Below are 20,073 nucleotides of genomic sequence, written 5' to 3'. Positions count from 1 at the left end.
ACAATGAAAAGGTATTTAATCATCTTAATCGCAGGGGTTTTATTAGCGAACTGCACCGAAAAGAAGCAAGAACCCATAGTAGTATCTCCTGATCAATTGCACAACTCTATTGATAAGATAATAGATATCATGATCCATGATATTTTCTCGCCACCGGTTGCAAGTAGAATTTTTGCATACCCTAATATTGCCGCATACGAAATCGTTGCCCAAGTAAACCCTAACTATCAATCATTGGCTGGTCAACTAAAAGATTTAAAACCAATACCTGCCATAGATACAGTTTCGGGTATTAATCCTCAATTATCGGCCTTAATTGCGCACATGAATATTAGCAGACAATTGATATTCTCTGAAGATAAATTTGATGTATTACAGGATAGTTTATTTACGCAATGGAAGTCAATGAACGAACCTGAATTCGAAGCTTCTAAAGCATACGGATTAAAAGTTGCAGACCATATCAAAGAATGGATGAGCAAAGACAATTATAGTCAAACCCGTACCATGCCAAAATTTACGGTAAATACAGACGACCCTACCAGATGGCAACCAACACCACCTGCTTACATGGATGCTATTGAGCCACATTGGGACAAAATTCGTCCTTTTATTATAGACTCAGCCTCTCAGTTTAAACCGATTCCACCCCCTCCGTTTTCATTAGAAAAAGACTCCGATTTTTATAAAGAACTTATTGAAGTTTATAATATCAGTAATGAAATAACCGAAAATGGTGATGAATCTGACGAAGTAGCTATTGCTAAATTTTGGGATTGCAATCCGTATGTATCGGTTACAAGAGGACACTTAATGTTCGCTACCAAGAAAATTACTCCAGGTGCACATTGGATCGGTATTACAAAAATTGCCAGTAAAAAAATCAATAGCGATTTCGACGATACAGTATTTGCTTATACAAAAACTTCAATGGCGATTGCTGACGGATTTATTAGCTGCTGGGATGAAAAATATCGTAGTAATTTAATTAGACCAGAAACGCTAATTAACCAACACATAGATGAAAACTGGAAGCCTATTCTACAAACGCCTCCATTCCCAGAATACACTAGCGGCCATAGTGTTGTCTCGGGTGCAGCAGCAACGGCATTGACCAGTATTTTTGGTGAAAATTTTAGTTTTGAAGATGATACCGAAACGCCATATGGCTTACCTATTAGAAAATTCAATTCTTTCAATGAAGCCGCAGATGAGGCTGCTATGAGTAGAATGTATGGTGGAATTCATTACAGAGCAGCTATCGAAGTTGGTGTGGGCCAAGGCAGAAAAATTGGCGCATTATTGAATTCTAAAATTAAGATGAAAAATAATTAAGTTTAGCCAATAATTAGTACATATGAAAAAAGTTATTACCATTACAATAGCTATCATTTCTATTGCTTTACTCTGGTATTTTTTCATAAAACCACAAGACTACCAAATAAGGGTAGTTGGTAAAGCAAATACGGGCACTATAAACCAAGCTTTAAAAGCATGGAATAAAACACTACCAGAAGCCTCTATTCGTCAATTGAGCGATATTAACACGCTAGAACAAATGATAGTTTCAGGCGATTCTACTCATATTTATAAGTGGAACATCAGCCCTATAAACGATTCTACTTCTCAAATAGTTGTAGATGTAAAGGATGCCAACTTTAGTTTAAACAATAAAATAGCTGTTCCATTTTCTGATACCAATTTTGAAAAACAATCAAGAAAAACAGTTACCGATTTTATCGAAAGTTTAAATGTGCATAGAAAAGAATTCAAAGTTATTTTTATGGGCGAAGATGAATTGCCCTCTACCTACTGCGCTTGTGTTGAACACAAAAGCCTTCAAAGTAACAAAGCTTTTGAAATGATGGAAAGTTACCCATTTATAAATTCTGTTATTGCAAGTAACGGAATTCAAGTAAATGGCGTACCTTTTATAGAAACTACAGATTGGAACATGCAAAACGATAGCATTAGCTTTAACTTTTGTTACCCTATCATTAAAACTGACTCTCTACCATTCATCAAAAATCTTGTTTATAAAGAATTCATAGGTATGAAATCTCTAAAAGCTATTTATAACGGTAATTACATGACCTCTGACAGAGCTTGGTATACTTTACTAGATTATGCAAAAGAGAAGAATATTAAGGTTGATCATAAGCCCATTGAATTCTTTTTCAATAACCCAAATATGGCAGGAGATGCATTACGTTGGAAAGCGGAAGTATTCATGCCAATAGCAGAATAATATGAACAAATTAATTGTAACGACTCTTGTATTATCAATTACACTTATTTCGTGTAATAATTACGGGCAGCTTAAGGTAATTGCAGACCTACCCGGTAGTTTAGATGAAAATTCTGGTTTAGCAACATATAATGATTCAACGGTATGGGTCGTTGAAGACGCCGGTAATAAAGACGAAATTTACCAGATAAACTTTAAAGGTGAAATTCTTAAAAGTTTAGAGGTTAAAAACGGCAAAAATCATGACTGGGAAGACCTAACCACAGATACCGCTGGAAATCTATACATAGCTGATACCGGCAATAACGCTAATGATCGTAAAAACCTAGTCATTCTTAAATTACCAAACCCAACTATTGAACCTGGCGACAAAATTGACGCTGAAAAAATTGAGCTACGTTACCCTGACCAAAAAGACTTTCCACCAAAGAAAGATCATCTTTTCTATGATTCAGAAGCTATATTTCACCATGGTAAAAAATTATACATTGTAACTAAAAACAGGTCAAAATCGTTTACTGGTGAAGCTCATATTTATTCGGTACCTGATACTAAAGGTAATTACGAAGCTACTTTAGTGGGTTCGTTTACACCATGTACAGATAGGAAAATTTGCCAAATAACCTCTATTGACATATCGCCAAAAGGTGATAAAATTATAGCACTTAGTTACGGAAAGCTTTTCGTTTTCACAGATTTCACTTGGGATGATTTCTCTAAAGGAAACATGCAAGAAATTGATTTAGGTGCCCGCTCTCAATTAGAATCTGTTTGTTTTCTTAATGACGACACCCTACTAATTTCTGATGAACAAGCACACGGTGAAGGTGGTAACCTTTACACCTATTCTTTAAAGTAGCTGGTTTATCTAAAAACCGAACCCTAGTCCGAACGTAAATCTTGGTCCGTCTTCACTAGCGAATATGGCAGTGTTTATAGAAATGATATCAGAGGCATTTAAAAAGAACCCTCCGCCATACGAAGTGTGCCAGCGACCAGAACTCATTTCAGGTATCCATACTCTACCATAATCGAATCCTCCGAAAAGACCCATTGCGGTTGGCAACAATCTGGTACGTTTCTTCTTTAAGCTAAATCTAATATCTGTATTCTGATAATACGAAGTTTTACCCGTGAAACGTTGATTTCTAAATCCGCGAAGTCCATCTAAACCACCAATACTTGCAGCTTGATAAAATTCGTAATCATCACCAATATTAAAATGAGCCTTCCATTTGGTTGCTAATACTAAACGACCATTCGGAATCAATTTGTAGTCAAAACCTAAGCTAGGAATAATGTAACCAAAGCTTCCTCCTTCTTTTGAAAGGTTCTCTTTATATCCAGCTTCTAATGATGATTCCATCCCTAAGGTTGGGAATGCTTCATTATCCCTATTTTCATAAGTATAGGTAGCATGAGCACCAACAAAATCACTATTCGTCTCTTCTCCGTTTTCTTGATAGAAGGTATTTATGAATCTATCGTTGGTTTCTTCAACACTAATATTTTCATAAGACACGCCTAATTTCACCTTAGCCCCTAATTGACCTCTCCAAACCAATGAAGGTGAAAAATCTATCTGTCGTAGTTTTACCCTATTATAATCTAGTTCTAAATCGTCATCAAAATTTTCGGTATTATTTCCAAATCCGAAGAAATTAATGGCAAAATTCGGACTCGTAAATCGTGCTTTCAACTCAGCATTCCAATTTTCGAATACATGTGCAAATTCACCTTGATACTTAAAATCAAATCCGCTTGTCGCAAAATAATAAGATGCAGCAAAAGTGTGTTGCTGGGTAAAAGGATTCTGTCTAAAACCGTTATATGTATAGGTATTTACAAAACCTATTCGCATACCATCATCTGGATTAAACCCTATCGTAGGGATAATCTGGTTGAAACTATTTCTCAACTTTAATGGCTGATACGTATTCAACTCATAATCATCTGACAGTTTTACTTTTGCACCACCAGTTTCTTCAAACGTATTTTTCTTACTTTTAAAATCATACAAAGCGACATCTCTACCATCTTCTACCCTATAAATATCATTATTATGACCACCAATAATTCTGACCTTGATACCAGCGTAATTAGACGGATTTTTAACCTCGAAAATATCATCATCATCTAAACCAAATACCCATAGTTCTTTTGTGTCTTCTTTTGTAAATACTTTATAGTAAAACAAACGCTTTTTCTTATCGCCAATATTTCTAAATACTTTTACTTCGGTTTCTTCATCGTTCAGTCTATTGATCTCAAACCAATCATCTTTATCTGTACCTGCAACTACAGCATATTTATTTAATATCTGATAGTACTCATTAGCCGTTTCTTGAATGTGACCTAAACGTGCCAGAAGAATTTCTTTAATTTCATCTACTGTTTCATCACGTACTTCTACAGGAAAAGATTTAAATGCCTCGTCAATATCACTAGGGGTTAAGTTTTCTTGTAAGTATTTTGCCTGCACCATCCACTGACTTTTTTCGGTTTCACCTAACAATGTTAAGTCTAAAACATAGGTCAACGGCGATGAATTAAAGCCTTTTACACTTCTAATATCTTCGTTAAAACCCTCCATTAGTCTTAAACCTGGTATAATACGAGTAGCTATTTTCATTAAAGCACCATCGCCCATTTTGGAGAATACCTGATCACGATCTCTAGGTATTGGTCTATACACGGTTTTACCTTTTTTCTCATCTTTAAATTCTGCCCAACGCCATTGATCTACGTGTCGATCCCAATCGCCGAGAACCATATCAAAAAGTCGTGCTCTCAAATAAAGATCTTTATCGACTTCGTATTTTTCATCATCTCGAAGGTCTTCAAGCATACCATCGGTACTAGTTAGATTATTTGAATATCCAAAGCTTGCTAAATCTCCATGACCATCGCCTGTATGCTCTTCAATCATATAAAGTTCATCACCAAAAGTTTCATTATACTCCTTTAATGCAGGTTGCTTAGGTACATAATAAAGTACTGGATTGGTATGATAGACACCAACCGCATCAGACAAACCAGCTGTTGTAAACGGACCATAAGGGTGTGATCCTGTATAAAAATCTTGCAATAACTCTTGCGTATAAGTTTCCTTTAAATCATCGAGTACATATTGATCTTGAAAAGCCATAGACTGCAAATATAATTCTGCACTTTTTCTTAAGGCTCGCATCACATACTCTCTACCATCTTTTGCACGTAAACGCAATGATTTAGATTGATGACCTCCTCCTTTTTTAACAGGCTCTAAGCCTCCCATCAGAGAATCTAAATTTACAGTCGGAACTTTCACCTCTGTACCATAATACTCGCGGTAACGATCACCCCAAATTCCTTTATAAAATCCGCTTTTATCAATTTCATCTTTTGTATACACAGATGCGCTTATACTATCTGGAAATTGAGCAGAAAACTCCCCTATATATTCTTTTTGAGTTGGCGGCAACACTTCATTCGTAAATAAAAACTCTTCGCTCTCTTCATCGTCTACACCATAAAAACGCACCCTAGACGAGCCATCGGTATACACTTCTAAAGTCGCATATCCCATTTTACCAGTATTAAACTGAGAACCGTTCAATAATCGTGTAAAACCTTCTTTCGACCCAGAACCACTTACAATCTGCGGAGTATTATTTTCAACTAAATATTGCAACGTATGCTCATGACCAGATGCAAATATTACACGATCAGAATACTGCGCCAAGGTAGTTACCCTATTCATTAATTCTCTATAACGTTTGTTATTTACGTCTTCTATAGATGCACCCGAAGTGCTTCTAAGTACATTTATAAATGAACCCAAAATAGGTAAAGGCACTGCCATTTTCTTAGGATAAAAATGCTTTCTTATCGAATATTGCCCACCGTGCTCTCCATAACTATTACTAGGGTGATGCATTGCAATAACCGTTGTGCGGTCGCGATAGCCTTTTATCGCATCTTCAAGCTCTAAGAAAAACTTTGCTCTACTCTTTATATCACACTTGTCATTAATATCTGGGCGTTTGTCCCAATTGGTTAAATACCATTCTGTATCTATGGTAATTATGGCGACATCATCACCTATTTCCACAACATCAATCGGGCATCCATTTTCTGGCAAAAATGGGTTCTTTTCTTTTTCCTTTAATGCTTTTTTAATGTAATTTTCTTCTCGCTCTAGACCAACTAAACCTTCTGTATACCAATCATGATTACCGGGTATAAAAAGTGGTCTCCCTTTAAAGTCATTCAATGTATTCAACTGCGCATCTAAATGATTTTTTGCAATTCTATATGCTTCAGTAGAATCTTTAGGGTCTGGTAGCCCAGCTGGGTAAATATTATCTCCCAAAAATATAGCAGTACTTTTCTTACCTGCTTTATCTAGTCTATTCTTGAAAATTTTTAAAGCAGGATTCATTCCGCCCATAGGTGATAAACCCGCATCACCAATCAAATAAAAAGTATGAGATATCTCTTTAGACTCGTTTACATCTACAGCAAATTTTTCGTCTACGTATTTAGTATTGTACGTAGCACAGCTAGTAATGAATATAAAAACCGACAGATATGCATATAATTTTTTCATAGTAACGTTGCCCTCTTTAAAATTTTGTAATTTGGATATTTCAAACCAATTTCTTCTATGTCAAAAATCTTAGATAACACACAACAGTTTGTAATCGACTTACTTACCAATCATTTGGATAAGAAGTTTCTATACCATAATCTAAGACATACACAAAGAGTCGTTAAAAGTACTAAACAATTACTTGATTCATGTTCTCTATCCAATCAGGATGAGGAGCTATTAGAAATCGTAGCTTGGTTTCACGACACCGGATTTACAAAAGGCATCAACGAACACGAGGAAAGTAGTTGCGAAATTGCAGAGAAATTTTTAACCGAACAGGGCTATAGTAAAGACGGAATAGAAAAAGTTAAATCGTGTATACGCGCTACAAAATGGGATGCAAAGCCGAATAATTTAATGGAAGAAATTATACGCGATGCCGACTGTTCTCATTTTGCACAGAGCAGCTACCTAGAAACATCTGATCTACTGCGTGAAGAACTAAAGCTTTTCGGAGTTAAGAATTATAGCCAAAAAGAATGGCTAGAACTCAATATTCAATTATTCAGAACCGATCACCATTACTATACAGATTATGCTAAAGAACATTGGATCGAGAAAAAAGATAAGAATTTAAGAAAGCTGATAAAAGACAAGAAATCTGAAAAGAAACTTGCCAAGAAAGAGAAACTTAAAGCACAATTTAAAAGCGAAAGCCCTGATAGAGGTATTCAGACACTATATCGTGTAACGCTAAAAAACCATATTACCCTTAGTGACATTGCAGATACCAAGGCTAACATTTTATTATCTGTAAATGCTATAATTATATCTTTAGCACTATCTAACCTTATTCCGAAATTAGATAACCCTTCTAACGACTACCTTATTTACCCTACTGTAATATTCGTATTCTTTAGTGTGGTCTCTATGGTTTTGGCAGTACTAGCAACCAGACCAAACGTTACAAGTGGTGAGTTCACCAAAGAAGATGTCGCTAACAAAAATGTAAACTTATTGTTCTTCGGTAACTTTCATAAAATGGCATTAAGCGAGTATGAATGGGCTATACAAGAAATGCTAAAGGACAAAGATTATATCTACACTTCTTTAACTAAAGATCTTTATTTTCTTGGGATAGTTCTTAATAGAAAATATTCACTTTTACGATGGACTTATACCATATTCATGATCGGCATGATACTATCTGTAATAGCATTTGCTGTTTCATTTAAATTCTTTGGTCCGGATCGTAAAATAGAGTTACTAAGCCAAGTACTATTCTTTTAAAGCATCCATTAAATCTTGGTACGTATATGTCTTTTCTGGTTCTTGTTCTCTTTTATATAGAATCTCTGCACGTATAGCTTTTAAGCCAGATACACCTTGTAAACCTTCTAGCTCTACAATTTCTATCTTATTGGTAAAGCAACCTTTAGACTTTAAGAATTTGATATATCTTAAATATTCTAATTCATCTTTCTTTTGAGAATACACAATAGAAAGCACTCCTTTTTGAGTTAACCTTTGATCGGTACCTTTTATGAAGGACTTATCAATTCTCTTTTTAATTACCTCGTACCGTGCATTGTAAGTACCATCAACATCAAACTGCTTTTCATCCATTCTAAAGCGAATAGATAATGACGTATTATACACCAATATCAACGATGCGGCATCTAACGGTACCGGTAATTTTGGTTTTAATGCATAATGTGCATTTTCCATTTCTACCATTACCTGCAATTGCCATAACCTTAAATTATTAAGATATAACGGATTATATTCCCTGCTTTCTGATATTGACGCACCAATGTATAGATTATGCTCTACACCATCTGTTTTGTAACGCTCATAATAATGAGGAAACATTGCCTGAGCGCTTTCTTGTCTTTTATCAATAACCGATGAAAGCTTTTTATTGATTAATGTTACACTTTCATCATAGTTCTTTCTATGGTCATAGTAAGACCCCGTGCCCATATCTATTTTAGATTCATATTTTAAAATATGCTTCTCTATATCTTTATCAGACTTTTTTAGATGCGCAAAAACAGGTGATATTTCGTCATGTACAAAATCAAAAATAGCCTGCTCACTGTTCGTATAAAGCATTTCCTTTATACTCTCTAGATGATTATTAACCCTAAAAATTAATTCCTCATAGATTGGTAAATCCCATGTTTTTACCGCAATATTCAGCACATTATCTATTTCTGAAAGCTGTATCATTAAATCTCGCTGAATAGCTAAATTTCTAGCTTGCGAAGAATCTTTAATATCTATTTGACCAAATAAAGGATAGACATCTTTAAAAACGATTTCTTTAAATGAAGGAGCCCTACCTTCAGTTTCGTCTAACATAAATTTTTTAGCTTCTTCTTGAAACCTCCAATAAACCGAAGAATGTACAGATGTACACTCATTCTGTATGATAGCGTCTATTCTATTATTTTCCTCATTTTTGGTTCGTACCACTGCAGATACAATAAATGGCAATACATCATCTAACTTTTGCGCATTTACACCATTAAGCACTCCTTTCTTTTCAGAAACAATCTCTAAAACTCCTAAAAGATTATTCTCATAAGCTATTGGAGCAAAAATGGCACTTTGTATTCCTTGTTCTTTCAACCCCCTGTACGGATTCATATTACCAGACTGCTCCACTTTACGGTCCATATCTGTTATCGTAAAGTATGAATTGTGGTCAATTAATTTATCATAAGAATCTTCGCATAAAGCAGTCTTGCAGTTCATATGGTGCTCACCACCCAATAAAAAACTTTCAAAGCCCATACCTGCGACTTCTTCAAACTCATTATTCTTAGCATCAAAAGATGCAAAACCTACTTTAATATTCGGTAATCTAAAAAACGACTTAAAAGTTTCCTGCAAATCGTGCATGAAATTTGTAGGCTGTATCGTATTCTTAGAAATCAATTTCGACTTAATATTCGAAATTGCCTGCTCCATAGTAACATCGAACAAATTAGCTATTACAAAACCTTTGGATACAAAACTCTCTGGCGGAATTTTCTCCATCCAAAGTTTAATATCATTTGGGCTAGCCAATAATTCATCTACATCTTCTTGAGTAATCTCTTTAGCTTTCTTTGTAGGAATAATATCAATAAAATCGGCATTATATAAAATACGATAATGGCGCATTACACCATTTGCATCTGGAATATCATAAAAATAAGGGCGACTAAAATCTAAATGATAACCATAGTAATAATTCAACACCACTACGCAGCTCATGATATAATCCATATCATCGCCAACATTTCTTAATTCTGGCACATAATCATCACCTGCTTCTTCAATAATTTTTTGAAAACGCTTAGATGACTTTATAATCATATCTTGATAAGGTAACGTTGCTACCTTTATCTCGTTGCCACTTAAAGCTTCTGTAAATGTATCTTGTAGAATACGATTAATGAGATCTTTATTTGTCTCTAATAAAGTGAAATCTGAAAAACCATTTCGCAGTTCAGGAAAACCTTTTTCAATAGACAAAATTCGTTCAGCAGTAGCCGCCAAAAAAGGATCATCACCCTTCAAATGTTCATCATACTTCTCTAGAAGTTTTTCAAAACTTATGAGGTGCTTAACCGGCATTATCTTTCTCTCGTGCTTTCCCATGGTTCAGTTAGTCTACTAATTGGGTGTAAAGTTACAAAATATACCAAGTTTTTTAAGGCTCTAAGCCCTATGGTTGACTGGATTTTCGGATATTTAACGAAAAATAGACCATGTCATCGGATAGTAGACTTACTAGAGCTTACAATAATGCTAAAGTTATTCCGTTTGACGACTCTTCTAAATTCATACTTTTTAGTGATTGCCATAGGGGCGACAACAGTTTTGCCGATGAATTTGCCAACAATAGAAACATCTATTATCACGCGTTAAAATTCTACTATGCTGAAGGGTTTGATTATTGTGAACTTGGTGATGGCGATGAACTTTGGGAAAACATTCATTTCGAGTCTATTTTTGAAGCTCATAAAAATGTATTTAAGCTCTTAAAGCAATTTCATTTAGAGCATAAACTGCATATGATATGGGGCAATCATGATATGGTCTACAAAGACGAAGCCTATGTTAAAAAACACCTTTCTAGTTATTTTGAGCCGATAGACGACAAAGACAAATCGCTTTTTGAAGGCATAAAATATCATGAAGCTCTTATTCTAAAACATAAAGAAACCCAACAAGAAGTTTTTCTTACCCATGGGCATCAAGCAGATTGGTGGAACTACACTTTTTGGCGTTGGGGACGTTTTTTGGTACGTGTTCTTTGGAAACCTTTACAAGTTTGGGGTATTGCCGACCCAACTTCACCCGCCAAAAACTACACAGAACTTATAAAAGTAGAGCGTCGCACAAAAAAGTGGATTCTAAAAAACGACTTAAAGGTTACCGTTGTAGGTCATACCCATAGACCACGCTTTCCTGAACCTGGTGATATTCCTCTTTTTAATGATGGTAGCTGTGTTCACCCAAGAAGTATTACCGGTATTGAAATTGAAAAAGGATGTATTTCTTTAATAAAGTGGCAAATAAATACTACTGATGACGGCACATTGCGAGTAGTTCGCATTTTATTGGAAGGTCCGCAGAAACTAAAAGATTATATCGAAAACAAATAAGCTAAAAAACGCTTCACTATGTCAAATAGTACTTTCCTGACAATTATTAAATACGCACCAATAAATTCATTTTAATAAGAATACTTTCGTTATAAGTCAATTTTATTTTAAATTCATTAATAAATTATTGAATTAATTGTGACTTTATTAAAAAAATGGTTTCTTAATAAGTACAATCAATTAAACCTTATTAAAATGAAAAAATTTATTGCAGAATTTATCGGCACACTATGGCTGGTATTAGGTGGTTGCGGTAGTGCCGTACTTGCCGCAGGTTATCCAGAATTAGGCATTGGCTTTGCCGGTGTCGCTTTGGCGTTTGGTTTAACCGTAGTTACAATGGCATACGCCATTGGTCATATTTCTGGCTGTCATTTAAACCCAGCTGTAACAATTGGCGTTTGGGTAGGTGGACGCTTTGATGGTAAAGACGTTTTGCCATATATAGTTGCTCAGGTATTGGGCGGTATTGCCGGTGCAGCCATACTTTTTCTTATAGCTTCAGGTAAATCAGATTTCGTTTTAGGCGGATTTGCATCTAACGGATTCGGAGAACATTCACCTGGCGGATACAGTATGACTTCTGCTTTAATCATAGAAGTAGCTATGACGTTCATGTTCTTATTTGTTATTTTAGGTTCTACCTATACAAAAGCACCAAGAGGCTTTGCCGGTTTGGCAATCGGTCTTTGTCTTACACTAATACATTTAATAAGCATACCTGTTACCAATACATCGGTAAACCCTGCACGTAGTACAAGTCAGGCTATATTCGCTGGTGGTTGGGCTATAGATCAACTTTGGTTATTTTGGCTAGCACCTATCGTTGGAGCTGTCTTAGCAGGAATAGTTTACAAAGCTATTTCACCAGAAGTAACTGATAAATAATAACTTTTTTTTAGTTCAAGCTCATCATGTTTAGTTTAAATATGATGAGCTTTTTTTTTATGGTATATTTAGAGAATCAACTAAACTAACTCTATTAAAATATGCCTTTATTTATCGTTATTCTAGGAATTCTTCTCCTATTCATTCTCATTGCAAAATTCAAACTAAATGCCTTTATTACTTTCATCATCGTCTCTTTATTCGTTGGTATTGCCGAGGGCATGGAACCCATTACAGTAGTCGATTCCATTCAAAAAGGTATCGGTAATATTTTAGGATTTCTTGTCATTATTTTAGGTCTTGGCGCTATGCTGGGCAAGTTGGTTGCCGATAGTGGTGCAGCGCAACGAATTACCACAAAACTGGTCGAGAAATTCGGAAAAAAGAACATTCAATGGGCGGTAGTACTAACCGGATTCATTGTTGGTATACCTATGTTTTATTCCGTAGGTTTTGTAATTCTGGTTCCTCTAGTTTTTACTATTGCAGCAGCAACTGGTCTTCCTCTTTTATATGTAGGCTTACCAATGCTAGCTTCTTTATCGGTAACACATGGTTATCTACCTCCGCATCCTGCTCCTACAGCTCTTGCCTCTATGTTTAATGCCGATATTGGTAAGACTTTGTTATACGGAATCATAGTTGCCATACCGGCAATTATTGTTGCAGGACCATTACTTTCAAGAACTTTAAAAGGTATTAACGCAACACCGCTTAAAGAATTTCTTAACCCTGTGGTTTTAAAGGAAGATGAAATGCCGAGTATGGCGAATAGCATTATCAGCGCACTTTTACCAGTTATATTAATTGCAGTAGCTGCTTTGGCTCAACTTTTACTACCTGCAGATTTCTTTCTTACCAAGATTTTAATTTTTATGGGTAATCCAGCTATTGCCATGCTTATTGCCGTTTTGGTCGCTATTTATACTTTAGGTTTAGGTCAAGGCAAAAGTATGAAAGAGGTTATGGATTCTGTTGGTAGTGCTATTACCGGCATTACTATGGTACTCCTTATTATCGCTGGCTCTGGCGCATTAAAACAAGTTTTAATTGATAGCGGTGTAAGCGAATATATTGGCGGAATATTAGAGCAATCATCAATCTCTCCATTAATATTAGCTTGGCTGATCGCCACCATTATACGTGTTTGTGTTGGGTCTGCCACTGTAGCTGGCTTAACCGCTGCGGGGATAGTTCTTCCTTTGGTTCAAGGTACAGGGGCAAGTCCAGAATTAATGGTATTGGCAATAGGTTCTGGTAGTTTAATGCTTTCTCATGTTAACGATAGCGGATTTTGGTTATTTAAAGAGTACTTTAATCTATCGGTTAAAGACACGTTAAAAAGCTGGACCGTAATGGAAACTACCGTTGGCGTTATGGGATTGGTAGGTGTTCTTGTTATAAATACATTTATTTAATATTAAAAAAATCGCATATGAAACCTTCTGAAAGAATTAAAGAATTAGGTTTAGTTTTACCACCTGCCCCACCTCCTGCAGGTTTATACAAGCCTGTTTTAGTCGTTGACCATTTTTTATATATTTCTGGCCAGGGTCCTATGCAAAATGATGGTTCATTAATTGTCGGCAGAGCTGGTCATGATATGACAATGGAAGAAGCTAAAATCGCCGCAAGGCAAGTTGCCCTTACCATGCTTTCTACGATACAAACACATTTCGGAGATATCGACAGAATTAAAAGGATTGTAAAAACCTTGGGAATGGTCAACTCCACTCCCGATTTTGGTCAACAACCTTTAGTCATTAATGGTTTTAGTGAGTTAATGGCAGACATTTTCGGACCCGACAACGGAGTAGGTGTTCGTAGTGCTGTTGGTATGATTTTACCTGGCGGTATACCTGTTGAAATTGAGGCTCATTTCGAACTACATCATTAAAAATTATGGCAAACGAAAATTGGTATTCAATTAATCATCCCGAGGGAGTGATTTCTCCTTCTTTATTGGTGTATCCAGATAGAATTCAACATAACATCGACTTGATGATTTCTATGACAGGCGATGTAAATCGGCTACGTCCGCATATTAAAACCTATAAAAATGCCAATATCATCAACATGCAGATGGAACGCGGAATTCAAAAATTCAAATGCGCCACTATTGCTGAAGCGGAACTACTTGGTGACTGCAAAGCTGTTGACGTTTTATTAGCCATGCAACCTGTTGGTGCAAATGCAAAGCGTTTTATTGAATTGATTAAAAAATACCCGAATACCAAGTTCTCAACCCTTATAGATAATTCTAAAACGCTTACTATTTTAAGTGAAATAGCTGCATCCAACAACATTAAAATTCCGCTTTGGGTAGATATAAATAATGGCATGAACAGAACAGGAATCATTCCTGACCATGATGCTCTAGAATTGTATACCCAATTACATAAAAATGAATATTTAGTTGCTGAAGGTTTACATGTTTATGACGGCCATCTCCGTAATTCAGATTCTGCAAAACGAGAGCAAGAATGTAATACAGCTTTCGAAGCGGTTATCGACTTAAAGAAAAGTATTGAAAACAAAAATATACCTAGCCCAAAAATTGTAGCTGGCGGTTCGCCAACGTTTCCTTTTCATTGTAAACGCCAAGATGTTGATGCCAGCCCTGGCACTACCCTTCTTTGGGATTCTGGTTATGGAAACCTATTTCCAGAAATGGGCTTTTTACCCGCTGCAGTGCTGTTTACAAGAATTATAAGCAAACCAACAACTGGAATTCTCTGTTTTGATCTCGGTCATAAATCGGTTGCACCTGAAATGCCTTTTCCTAGAATTGAGTTTTTAGATTTAAAACACAGCAAACAAATAAGTCAATCAGAAGAACACTTGGTGGTAGAGTATGATGATTTAACCATACCAGAGGTTGGCGATGCTCATTACGCCATACCCAAACACATTTGTCCAACAGTCGCGAAATACGACACCCTAACTGTTATAAAAGATAATGCCGTTGTCGACTATTGGCCGGTGACTGCCAGAACACAAAAATCTACTATTTAAGCATGTTTATATTTGATGCCCATTTAGACCTTTCTATGAATGCCATGGACTGGAATCGCGACCTTACTTGGTCTGTTGACGAAATTAGAAAAAGTGAACAGGGCTTAACCGATAAGCCTGGTCGTGGTACTAATACTGTTTCTTTAGAAGCGATGAGAAAAGGTAATGTCGGACTCTGTATGGCGACGCAAATTGCTCGTTATGTGCACAAGGACAACACCTTGCCAGGATGGAAATCGCCGCAACAGGCATGGGCACATACACAAGGGCAATTGGCATGGTACAAAAGCATGGAAGATGCTGGTGAAATGGTTCAGATCAACAATAAAACCCAACTTGATGCTCATTTAGCCCTTTGGAAAACGGACGAAGAAAAAAAGCCTATTGGCTATTTACTTAGTCTTGAAGGTGCAGATTCTATCGTTGATATCTCATACCTTCAGAAAGCTTATGATTCTGGCTTAAGAGCTATTGGCCCTGCGCATTATGGTCCGGGTACTTATGCTCACGGAACAAATTCAGTAGGCGGCATTGGAACCAAAGGAAGAGAGCTTCTAAAAGAAATTCAACGACTAGGTATTATACTTGATGTCACCCATTTATGCGACCTAAGTTTTTGGGAAACGATGGTAAATTATGACGGACCACTTTGGGCAAGCCATAATAATTGCAGAGCATTAGTAAACCATCACAGGCAATTTACCGATGAGCAATTAAAAGAAATCATTGGCAGAAAAGGAGTTATCGGTGTAGTCTTAGATGCTTGGATGATGACACCAACCTGGGAACGAGGTGTTTCTACTCCGCAATCTGCAAACGTAAGTCTACAGCAAATACTAAATAATATCGACCATATTTGTCAATTAGCTGGTAACGCAGATCACGTTGGAATTGGCTCTGATCTTGATGGCGGATTCGGAACAGAACAAGGCCCCGCAGATGTCGATACTATTGCTGATTTACAGAAAACTATAGGATTACTACAAGATAGAGGTTATGGGCAACCGGACATTGAGAAAATTATGAACGGAAATTTCATTAACTTTCTAAGACGAAATTTAAAATAGTTTAGTGAAGAAGATTTTTACATATTTAGTATCGCTATGTCTTTTAATCGGACTTACAGTACAACACTGTAATCTAAATTTTAGGGATACTACTCGTGCTGAATTTCAAATTTCTTTATACACTCCTCCTCAACATGTCCAACATTTAGAAAACAATGCTGCGACATATGAAATTAACAGCACTGTATTTATCTCTTCTATTGCTGACGTTTATATTGCTTTTATCATTTTATCTAAAAATTACGGCATTAGCACTAAACAAGCTATAAGCGTTCAAAATGGCAACCTCTTAGTCTACCAATCAACTATTGACAACGCCGTATTTCTTACTAAAAAAATCACTTCTAAACACCAAAGAACCGCATAATAGAAAATAGCTTCTTCAGCTATTTTAATGTGTACCAAGCGTACACAAATGATAACTAGTATTCACCATTTATCATCACTATTATGTATTTCAAAAAAATAAATAAAGCCTTTCTTTGGGTAAAAAGAAAGCTAATACTTCTCATCGCTGCATTTATGGTAGGCATATCAAATGTTATATGTGAAGAAGAAAAAATGATCAACGGCAATTTTATCAAAACTGAGCAAAAACAAGAAGAAGATTCTGATTAAGTCCGTCAGAACAATCATTTCAACGAATTATAGTTGAATCGACAGTTTTTTAACGAAGCCTTAAGTACCCATGGCAGGGTATTTGTTATCTTTATTTCATCATATTTAATATTCGATGAGAAAACTTTTTTTCTTTTTATTGTTTTATTCACTTTTTCTACGGTTCAGGTTTCTGCTCAAACAGATTTACCTACATCAAAACCGCTTAAAATTGATAGAGTAAACCCTATTAACTCTAGTGGCACTCCAAATAAAGGATCTGTTCTGAATATGCCTAATTTAATTAAAGAACAGCCTAGTATAGATATGACAGCTCCTAATCCTGTAAAAATGCTACGTGATGAAGAACTGGTACAAGCAGGCACAGGTATGAAAATTGACCCGCGTATTGGTCCTGGTGAGCGATTAGGTGGTTCTGGTCAGTATTTTGCCGATCAATATTTAGGTGATGTAAAAAGTAGCGGAAAGTTTATAGGCATTGTTTGTAGAGACCATGAATATGTTGATGGTGATCGTGTAAAAATATACATGAACGATATGGTTGTTGAACAAAACCTTCTGTTAACAGGTGCATTTAAAGGCATTAATGTTGATTTACAAGACGGATTTAACCGTTTAGATTTTGAAGCTCTAAACCATGGTTCTTCAGCACCGAATACCGCACAGGTAGATGTTTACAATGACAAAGGTGAATTGATCTATTCTAACAAATGGCTTTTATCTGCTGGTTCTAAGGCAACTTTGATTGTTACTAAAGAATCTATGTAAAACTGTTCTGCTTTAATTCACTTTTAAAATTATCGCTTACCAGGTATATAGGTTTCTTCAGCCCTTTTTAAAACATCTTCACGATAAAAAGGAACTTCTTTCCAATTTACATTCTTATATCTTTCAATTTGATCATCGAAATGTTTTGAAGATGGATCGCCGCTTTGCCCACCAGCTAACATACTTTTAGCTTTTACGGTATCACCAAATTCCACAACCGCTACAAAACTATTACCTCGTGTACCATATATTTTTTTTGCGCCCTCTGTAGTATAACGAGCTCCGTATGCAGCTAATGCTCCCCACCTTCCAGAAGCAAAACCTATAGGAATACTTGGCTTAGAATCATCAAAATGTTGAACAATATCACCTGTCATTCTTTGATATCTATTCACCTCTCCCCAAGGCTTTTTCCAAGTTACAAAGTCAGCTGTTAGTTGATCAATTACTTCCTCGAATATCTTCAAAGATTCTTCTGTATGCGTTCCAAAATAGGTCATACGCTCCATATCACTCATATTATCTGGGTGTTTGGCGCTTGCACCCATAGCAGTACCATAGAAATGTGCCAAGGTCATGGCTACCTGATCTTCACCAGTTGTGTAATCCCATTCTTCAAGAATCTTAATTGGCTCTTTTAATTTCGGATTCTTATCGTCATGTGCATTATATGCTTTTACCAAACCAGGTATCAATGCTTTAAATGCTGGTAAATAAGGGTCGTGGGCTAATTGAATTAAGCTATCTACAGTATATCCTTTTCTATCCGTCAATAATTCAATTGCGTGTACTCCCCTAAAATTTTCTTGGTCTTTTGACATGTAATTCGGATAGTCTTCTTTCTTAGGACTAAATTCTAAAGCCGATGTATACGGAGTAGAATTACAGTTTTGTATCCACCCGTTTTCAGGATTCAACACTAGAATATTTTCATCAACCGAATGCAAACCTTGCCAGTCTGTTTTAGGGTTACTACCGTCAACCGGTTCTGCATAATTAAATTGAACATCTCGTTTTGGAACGTAATTACCATGAAAATAAGCGATGTTCCCTTCCGCATCTGCATACACCGTATTGTTACTAGAATTGGTACGGATATCCATCATTTCGCGAAATCCTTTATAGCCGCTTTGCTTAGATCGTATAAAGGACTGCTCTAATGCTTTTACCGGTTCCCACATCATGGCAGATGCTGTCCACTGCCCTTCGGCAACGTGAGTTATTGGACCGTGATGCGTTCTATATGCCGGATACTTTTTCTCTTTCAGCTTTTTACCATCAAGGTATTTCAAAACAATTTCAGATGATTGTACCGGTCGCAATTCTTCTCCGTATTGATAGAATAAATTATCGTCGTTTTTAACTATTGTCTCCTTGAATTCATCCATAACATCGGTATAGGTCGATGTATGCATCCATCCGGTTTTCTCATTGAATCCTTGGTAGACGAAAAACTGACCCCATGTTACCGCACCATAGGCATTTAATCCTTCCTCTGAAACTACATGAACTTCTCCCCTAAAGTAAAATGAGGTATGCGGATTTATCAATAATAATGGATTGCCAGATTGCGTTAATTTACCTGAAATTGCAATTCCGTTAGAACCTTGTGGCTCTTCTGCTTCTTTCTCCTTCTTTAACTGTATTGCTTCCATTTCTGGCAAAGCCATATTACTATCATAAAATGCAGCTATCTTTTTTGTTGAAATACGCTCAATATCTCCGCCAATTGAACCTTCACTGAAGTACATCGGCATCCATGGTTCAAAATGTGTCAATAATCTTGGTTTTACTTTTGGGTGTGTGTATAAATAGTAATTTACTCCATCGGCAAAGGCATCACATAATTCTTTTAACCACGCGGGACTGTTTTCATAATTCGCTTTAGCCTCTTCTTCTGTCATAAACAATTTTGCACGCAAATCGCTATACAACGCTTCTTCTCCATCTACTTCTGCCAGCCTACCTGTTGCCCAAATGTAGTTTTGCTCTACGCGATTAAAATCATCTTCGCACTGCGCATATAACAAGCCAAAAACAGCATCGGCGTCTGACTTACCATAAATATGAGGCACTCCAAAATCGTCTCTTATTATTTCAACATTCGCAGCCTGAGCTTCCCATTTTTCAATTTCACCCTTCTCTGGCTTATTAGTCTTACATGATAAAACCAATACGAATGCCAACAAATAAATAATTCTGTTCATTGCTACTATTTTAATAAATTCTTGA

16 protein-coding genes are annotated in these 20,073 nt (G+C 36.1%); 13 read left to right on the top strand and 3 right to left on the bottom strand.

Annotation, left to right across the window (positions count from 1 at the left end; genetic code table 11):
• The first annotated feature begins 3 nt into the window (after window positions 1-3).
• Genes QSV08_RS18385 through QSV08_RS18375 form a run of 3 tightly spaced genes read left to right on the top strand, consistent with a single transcriptional unit; the run spans window position 4 to window position 3,107 of the window.
• On the top strand, window positions 4-1,335 hold the full coding sequence (locus QSV08_RS18385) for a vanadium-dependent haloperoxidase (protein ID WP_324025158.1): 1,332 nt from the start codon (window positions 4-6) through the stop codon (window positions 1,333-1,335).
• A gap of 22 nt (window positions 1,336-1,357) precedes the next feature.
• On the top strand, window positions 1,358-2,248 hold the full coding sequence (locus QSV08_RS18380; protein WP_324025157.1) for an AraC family transcriptional regulator: 891 nt from the start codon (window positions 1,358-1,360) through the stop codon (window positions 2,246-2,248).
• Window position 2,249: 1 nt separating this feature from the next.
• Complete coding sequence (locus QSV08_RS18375) at window positions 2,250-3,107, top strand: hypothetical protein (protein WP_324025156.1); 858 nt, start codon at window positions 2,250-2,252, stop codon at window positions 3,105-3,107.
• Between the two features lie 9 nt (window positions 3,108-3,116).
• Here the strand turns inward: QSV08_RS18375 and QSV08_RS18370 are convergent, their stop codons facing one another.
• Window positions 3,117-6,839, bottom strand: coding sequence for a metallophosphoesterase (locus QSV08_RS18370; protein ID WP_324025155.1), 3,723 nt, complete (start codon window positions 6,837-6,839; stop codon window positions 3,117-3,119).
• Between the two features lie 57 nt (window positions 6,840-6,896).
• On the opposite strand from QSV08_RS18370, the gene QSV08_RS18365 reads away from it, so the two are divergent.
• Window positions 6,897-8,114 (top strand): Pycsar system effector family protein, encoded by a 1,218-nt coding sequence (locus QSV08_RS18365; protein ID WP_324025154.1) that lies wholly within the window; start codon window positions 6,897-6,899, stop codon window positions 8,112-8,114.
• On the opposite strand, the gene QSV08_RS18360 is transcribed toward QSV08_RS18365, so the two are convergent.
• The gene (locus QSV08_RS18360; protein ID WP_324025153.1) at window positions 8,103-10,475 is read right to left on the bottom strand and encodes a GAF domain-containing protein; all 2,373 of its coding nucleotides are present in this window, start codon (window positions 10,473-10,475) and stop codon (window positions 8,103-8,105) included. The two genes, QSV08_RS18365 and QSV08_RS18360, sit on opposite strands and share 12 nt — an antisense overlap.
• Before the next feature lie 110 nt (window positions 10,476-10,585).
• On the opposite strand from QSV08_RS18360, the gene QSV08_RS18355 reads away from it, so the two are divergent.
• The 9 genes from QSV08_RS18355 to QSV08_RS18315 all read left to right on the top strand — a co-directional run bounded on the left by QSV08_RS18355 (window position 10,586) and on the right by QSV08_RS18315 (window position 17,841).
• Window positions 10,586-11,485 carry a serine/threonine protein phosphatase gene (locus QSV08_RS18355; protein ID WP_324025152.1) on the top strand — a complete coding sequence of 300 codons (900 nt, stop codon included), beginning with the start codon at window positions 10,586-10,588 and terminating at the stop codon, window positions 11,483-11,485.
• A gap of 195 nt (window positions 11,486-11,680) precedes the next feature.
• Complete coding sequence (aqpZ, locus tag QSV08_RS18350) at window positions 11,681-12,373, top strand: aquaporin Z (protein WP_324025151.1); 693 nt, start codon at window positions 11,681-11,683, stop codon at window positions 12,371-12,373.
• A 101-nt stretch (window positions 12,374-12,474) separates the two neighbouring features.
• Window positions 12,475-13,791 carry a gluconate:H+ symporter gene (locus QSV08_RS18345; RefSeq protein ID WP_324025150.1) on the top strand — a complete coding sequence of 439 codons (1,317 nt, stop codon included), beginning with the start codon at window positions 12,475-12,477 and terminating at the stop codon, window positions 13,789-13,791.
• A 17-nt stretch (window positions 13,792-13,808) separates the two neighbouring features.
• Window positions 13,809-14,270: a RidA family protein gene (locus QSV08_RS18340; RefSeq protein ID WP_084134924.1), complete on the top strand. Its 462-nt coding sequence runs from the start codon at window positions 13,809-13,811 to the stop codon at window positions 14,268-14,270.
• 5 nt (window positions 14,271-14,275) lie between these two features.
• Window positions 14,276-15,388 carry a D-TA family PLP-dependent enzyme gene (locus tag QSV08_RS18335; RefSeq protein WP_324025149.1) on the top strand — a complete coding sequence of 371 codons (1,113 nt, stop codon included), beginning with the start codon at window positions 14,276-14,278 and terminating at the stop codon, window positions 15,386-15,388.
• A 2-nt stretch (window positions 15,389-15,390) separates the two neighbouring features.
• Window positions 15,391-16,455: a dipeptidase gene (locus QSV08_RS18330; protein ID WP_324025148.1), complete on the top strand. Its 1,065-nt coding sequence runs from the start codon at window positions 15,391-15,393 to the stop codon at window positions 16,453-16,455.
• 4 nt (window positions 16,456-16,459) lie between these two features.
• A complete protein-coding gene (locus QSV08_RS18325) occupies window positions 16,460-16,822 on the top strand; it encodes a hypothetical protein (protein ID WP_324025147.1) in 363 nt (120 codons plus the stop codon).
• Window positions 16,823-16,905: 83 nt separating this feature from the next.
• Complete coding sequence (locus tag QSV08_RS18320; RefSeq protein WP_324025146.1) at window positions 16,906-17,073, top strand: hypothetical protein; 168 nt, start codon at window positions 16,906-16,908, stop codon at window positions 17,071-17,073.
• A gap of 33 nt (window positions 17,074-17,106) precedes the next feature.
• Entirely contained in the window at window positions 17,107-17,841 is a 735-nt protein-coding gene (locus QSV08_RS18315) for a hypothetical protein (protein ID WP_324025145.1), read from the top strand.
• Window positions 17,842-17,870: 29 nt separating this feature from the next.
• On the opposite strand, the gene QSV08_RS18310 is transcribed toward QSV08_RS18315, so the two are convergent.
• A complete protein-coding gene (locus QSV08_RS18310; RefSeq protein ID WP_324025144.1) occupies window positions 17,871-20,048 on the bottom strand; it encodes an acylase in 2,178 nt (725 codons plus the stop codon).
• Window positions 20,049-20,073 lie beyond the last annotated feature (25 nt).

It is taken from the genome of Maribacter sp. BPC-D8, assembly GCF_035207705.1.
In the GTDB taxonomy this organism is placed as follows: Bacteria; Bacteroidota; Bacteroidia; order Flavobacteriales; family Flavobacteriaceae; genus Maribacter.
Note: the sequence above shows the minus strand (reverse complement) of the source record. Positions and strands in the feature narration are given on the sequence as shown.

Excerpts from the sequence above, each read along its gene's own strand:
- QSV08_RS18320 (WP_324025146.1), top strand. The coding sequence starts at position 16,906 with ATGTATTTCAAAAAAATAAATAAAGCCTTTCTTTGGGTAAAAAGAAAG.
- QSV08_RS18310 (WP_324025144.1), bottom strand. The coding sequence starts at position 20,048 with ATGAACAGAATTATTTATTTGTTGGCATTCGTATTGGTTTTATCATGT.
- QSV08_RS18365 (WP_324025154.1), top strand. The coding sequence starts at position 6,897 with ATGTCAAAAATCTTAGATAACACACAACAGTTTGTAATCGACTTACTT.
- QSV08_RS18380 (WP_324025157.1), top strand. The coding sequence starts at position 1,358 with ATGAAAAAAGTTATTACCATTACAATAGCTATCATTTCTATTGCTTTA.
- QSV08_RS18360 (WP_324025153.1), bottom strand. The coding sequence starts at position 10,475 with ATGGGAAAGCACGAGAGAAAGATAATGCCGGTTAAGCACCTCATAAGT.
- QSV08_RS18385 (WP_324025158.1), top strand. The coding sequence starts at position 4 with ATGAAAAGGTATTTAATCATCTTAATCGCAGGGGTTTTATTAGCGAAC.
- QSV08_RS18370 (WP_324025155.1), bottom strand. The coding sequence starts at position 6,839 with ATGAAAAAATTATATGCATATCTGTCGGTTTTTATATTCATTACTAGC.
- QSV08_RS18340 (WP_084134924.1), top strand. The coding sequence starts at position 13,809 with ATGAAACCTTCTGAAAGAATTAAAGAATTAGGTTTAGTTTTACCACCT.
- QSV08_RS18330 (WP_324025148.1), top strand. The coding sequence starts at position 15,391 with ATGTTTATATTTGATGCCCATTTAGACCTTTCTATGAATGCCATGGAC.
- QSV08_RS18335 (WP_324025149.1), top strand. The coding sequence starts at position 14,276 with ATGGCAAACGAAAATTGGTATTCAATTAATCATCCCGAGGGAGTGATT.
- aqpZ (WP_324025151.1), top strand. The coding sequence starts at position 11,681 with ATGAAAAAATTTATTGCAGAATTTATCGGCACACTATGGCTGGTATTA.
- QSV08_RS18375 (WP_324025156.1), top strand. The coding sequence starts at position 2,250 with ATGAACAAATTAATTGTAACGACTCTTGTATTATCAATTACACTTATT.
- QSV08_RS18355 (WP_324025152.1), top strand. The coding sequence starts at position 10,586 with ATGTCATCGGATAGTAGACTTACTAGAGCTTACAATAATGCTAAAGTT.
- QSV08_RS18345 (WP_324025150.1), top strand. The coding sequence starts at position 12,475 with ATGCCTTTATTTATCGTTATTCTAGGAATTCTTCTCCTATTCATTCTC.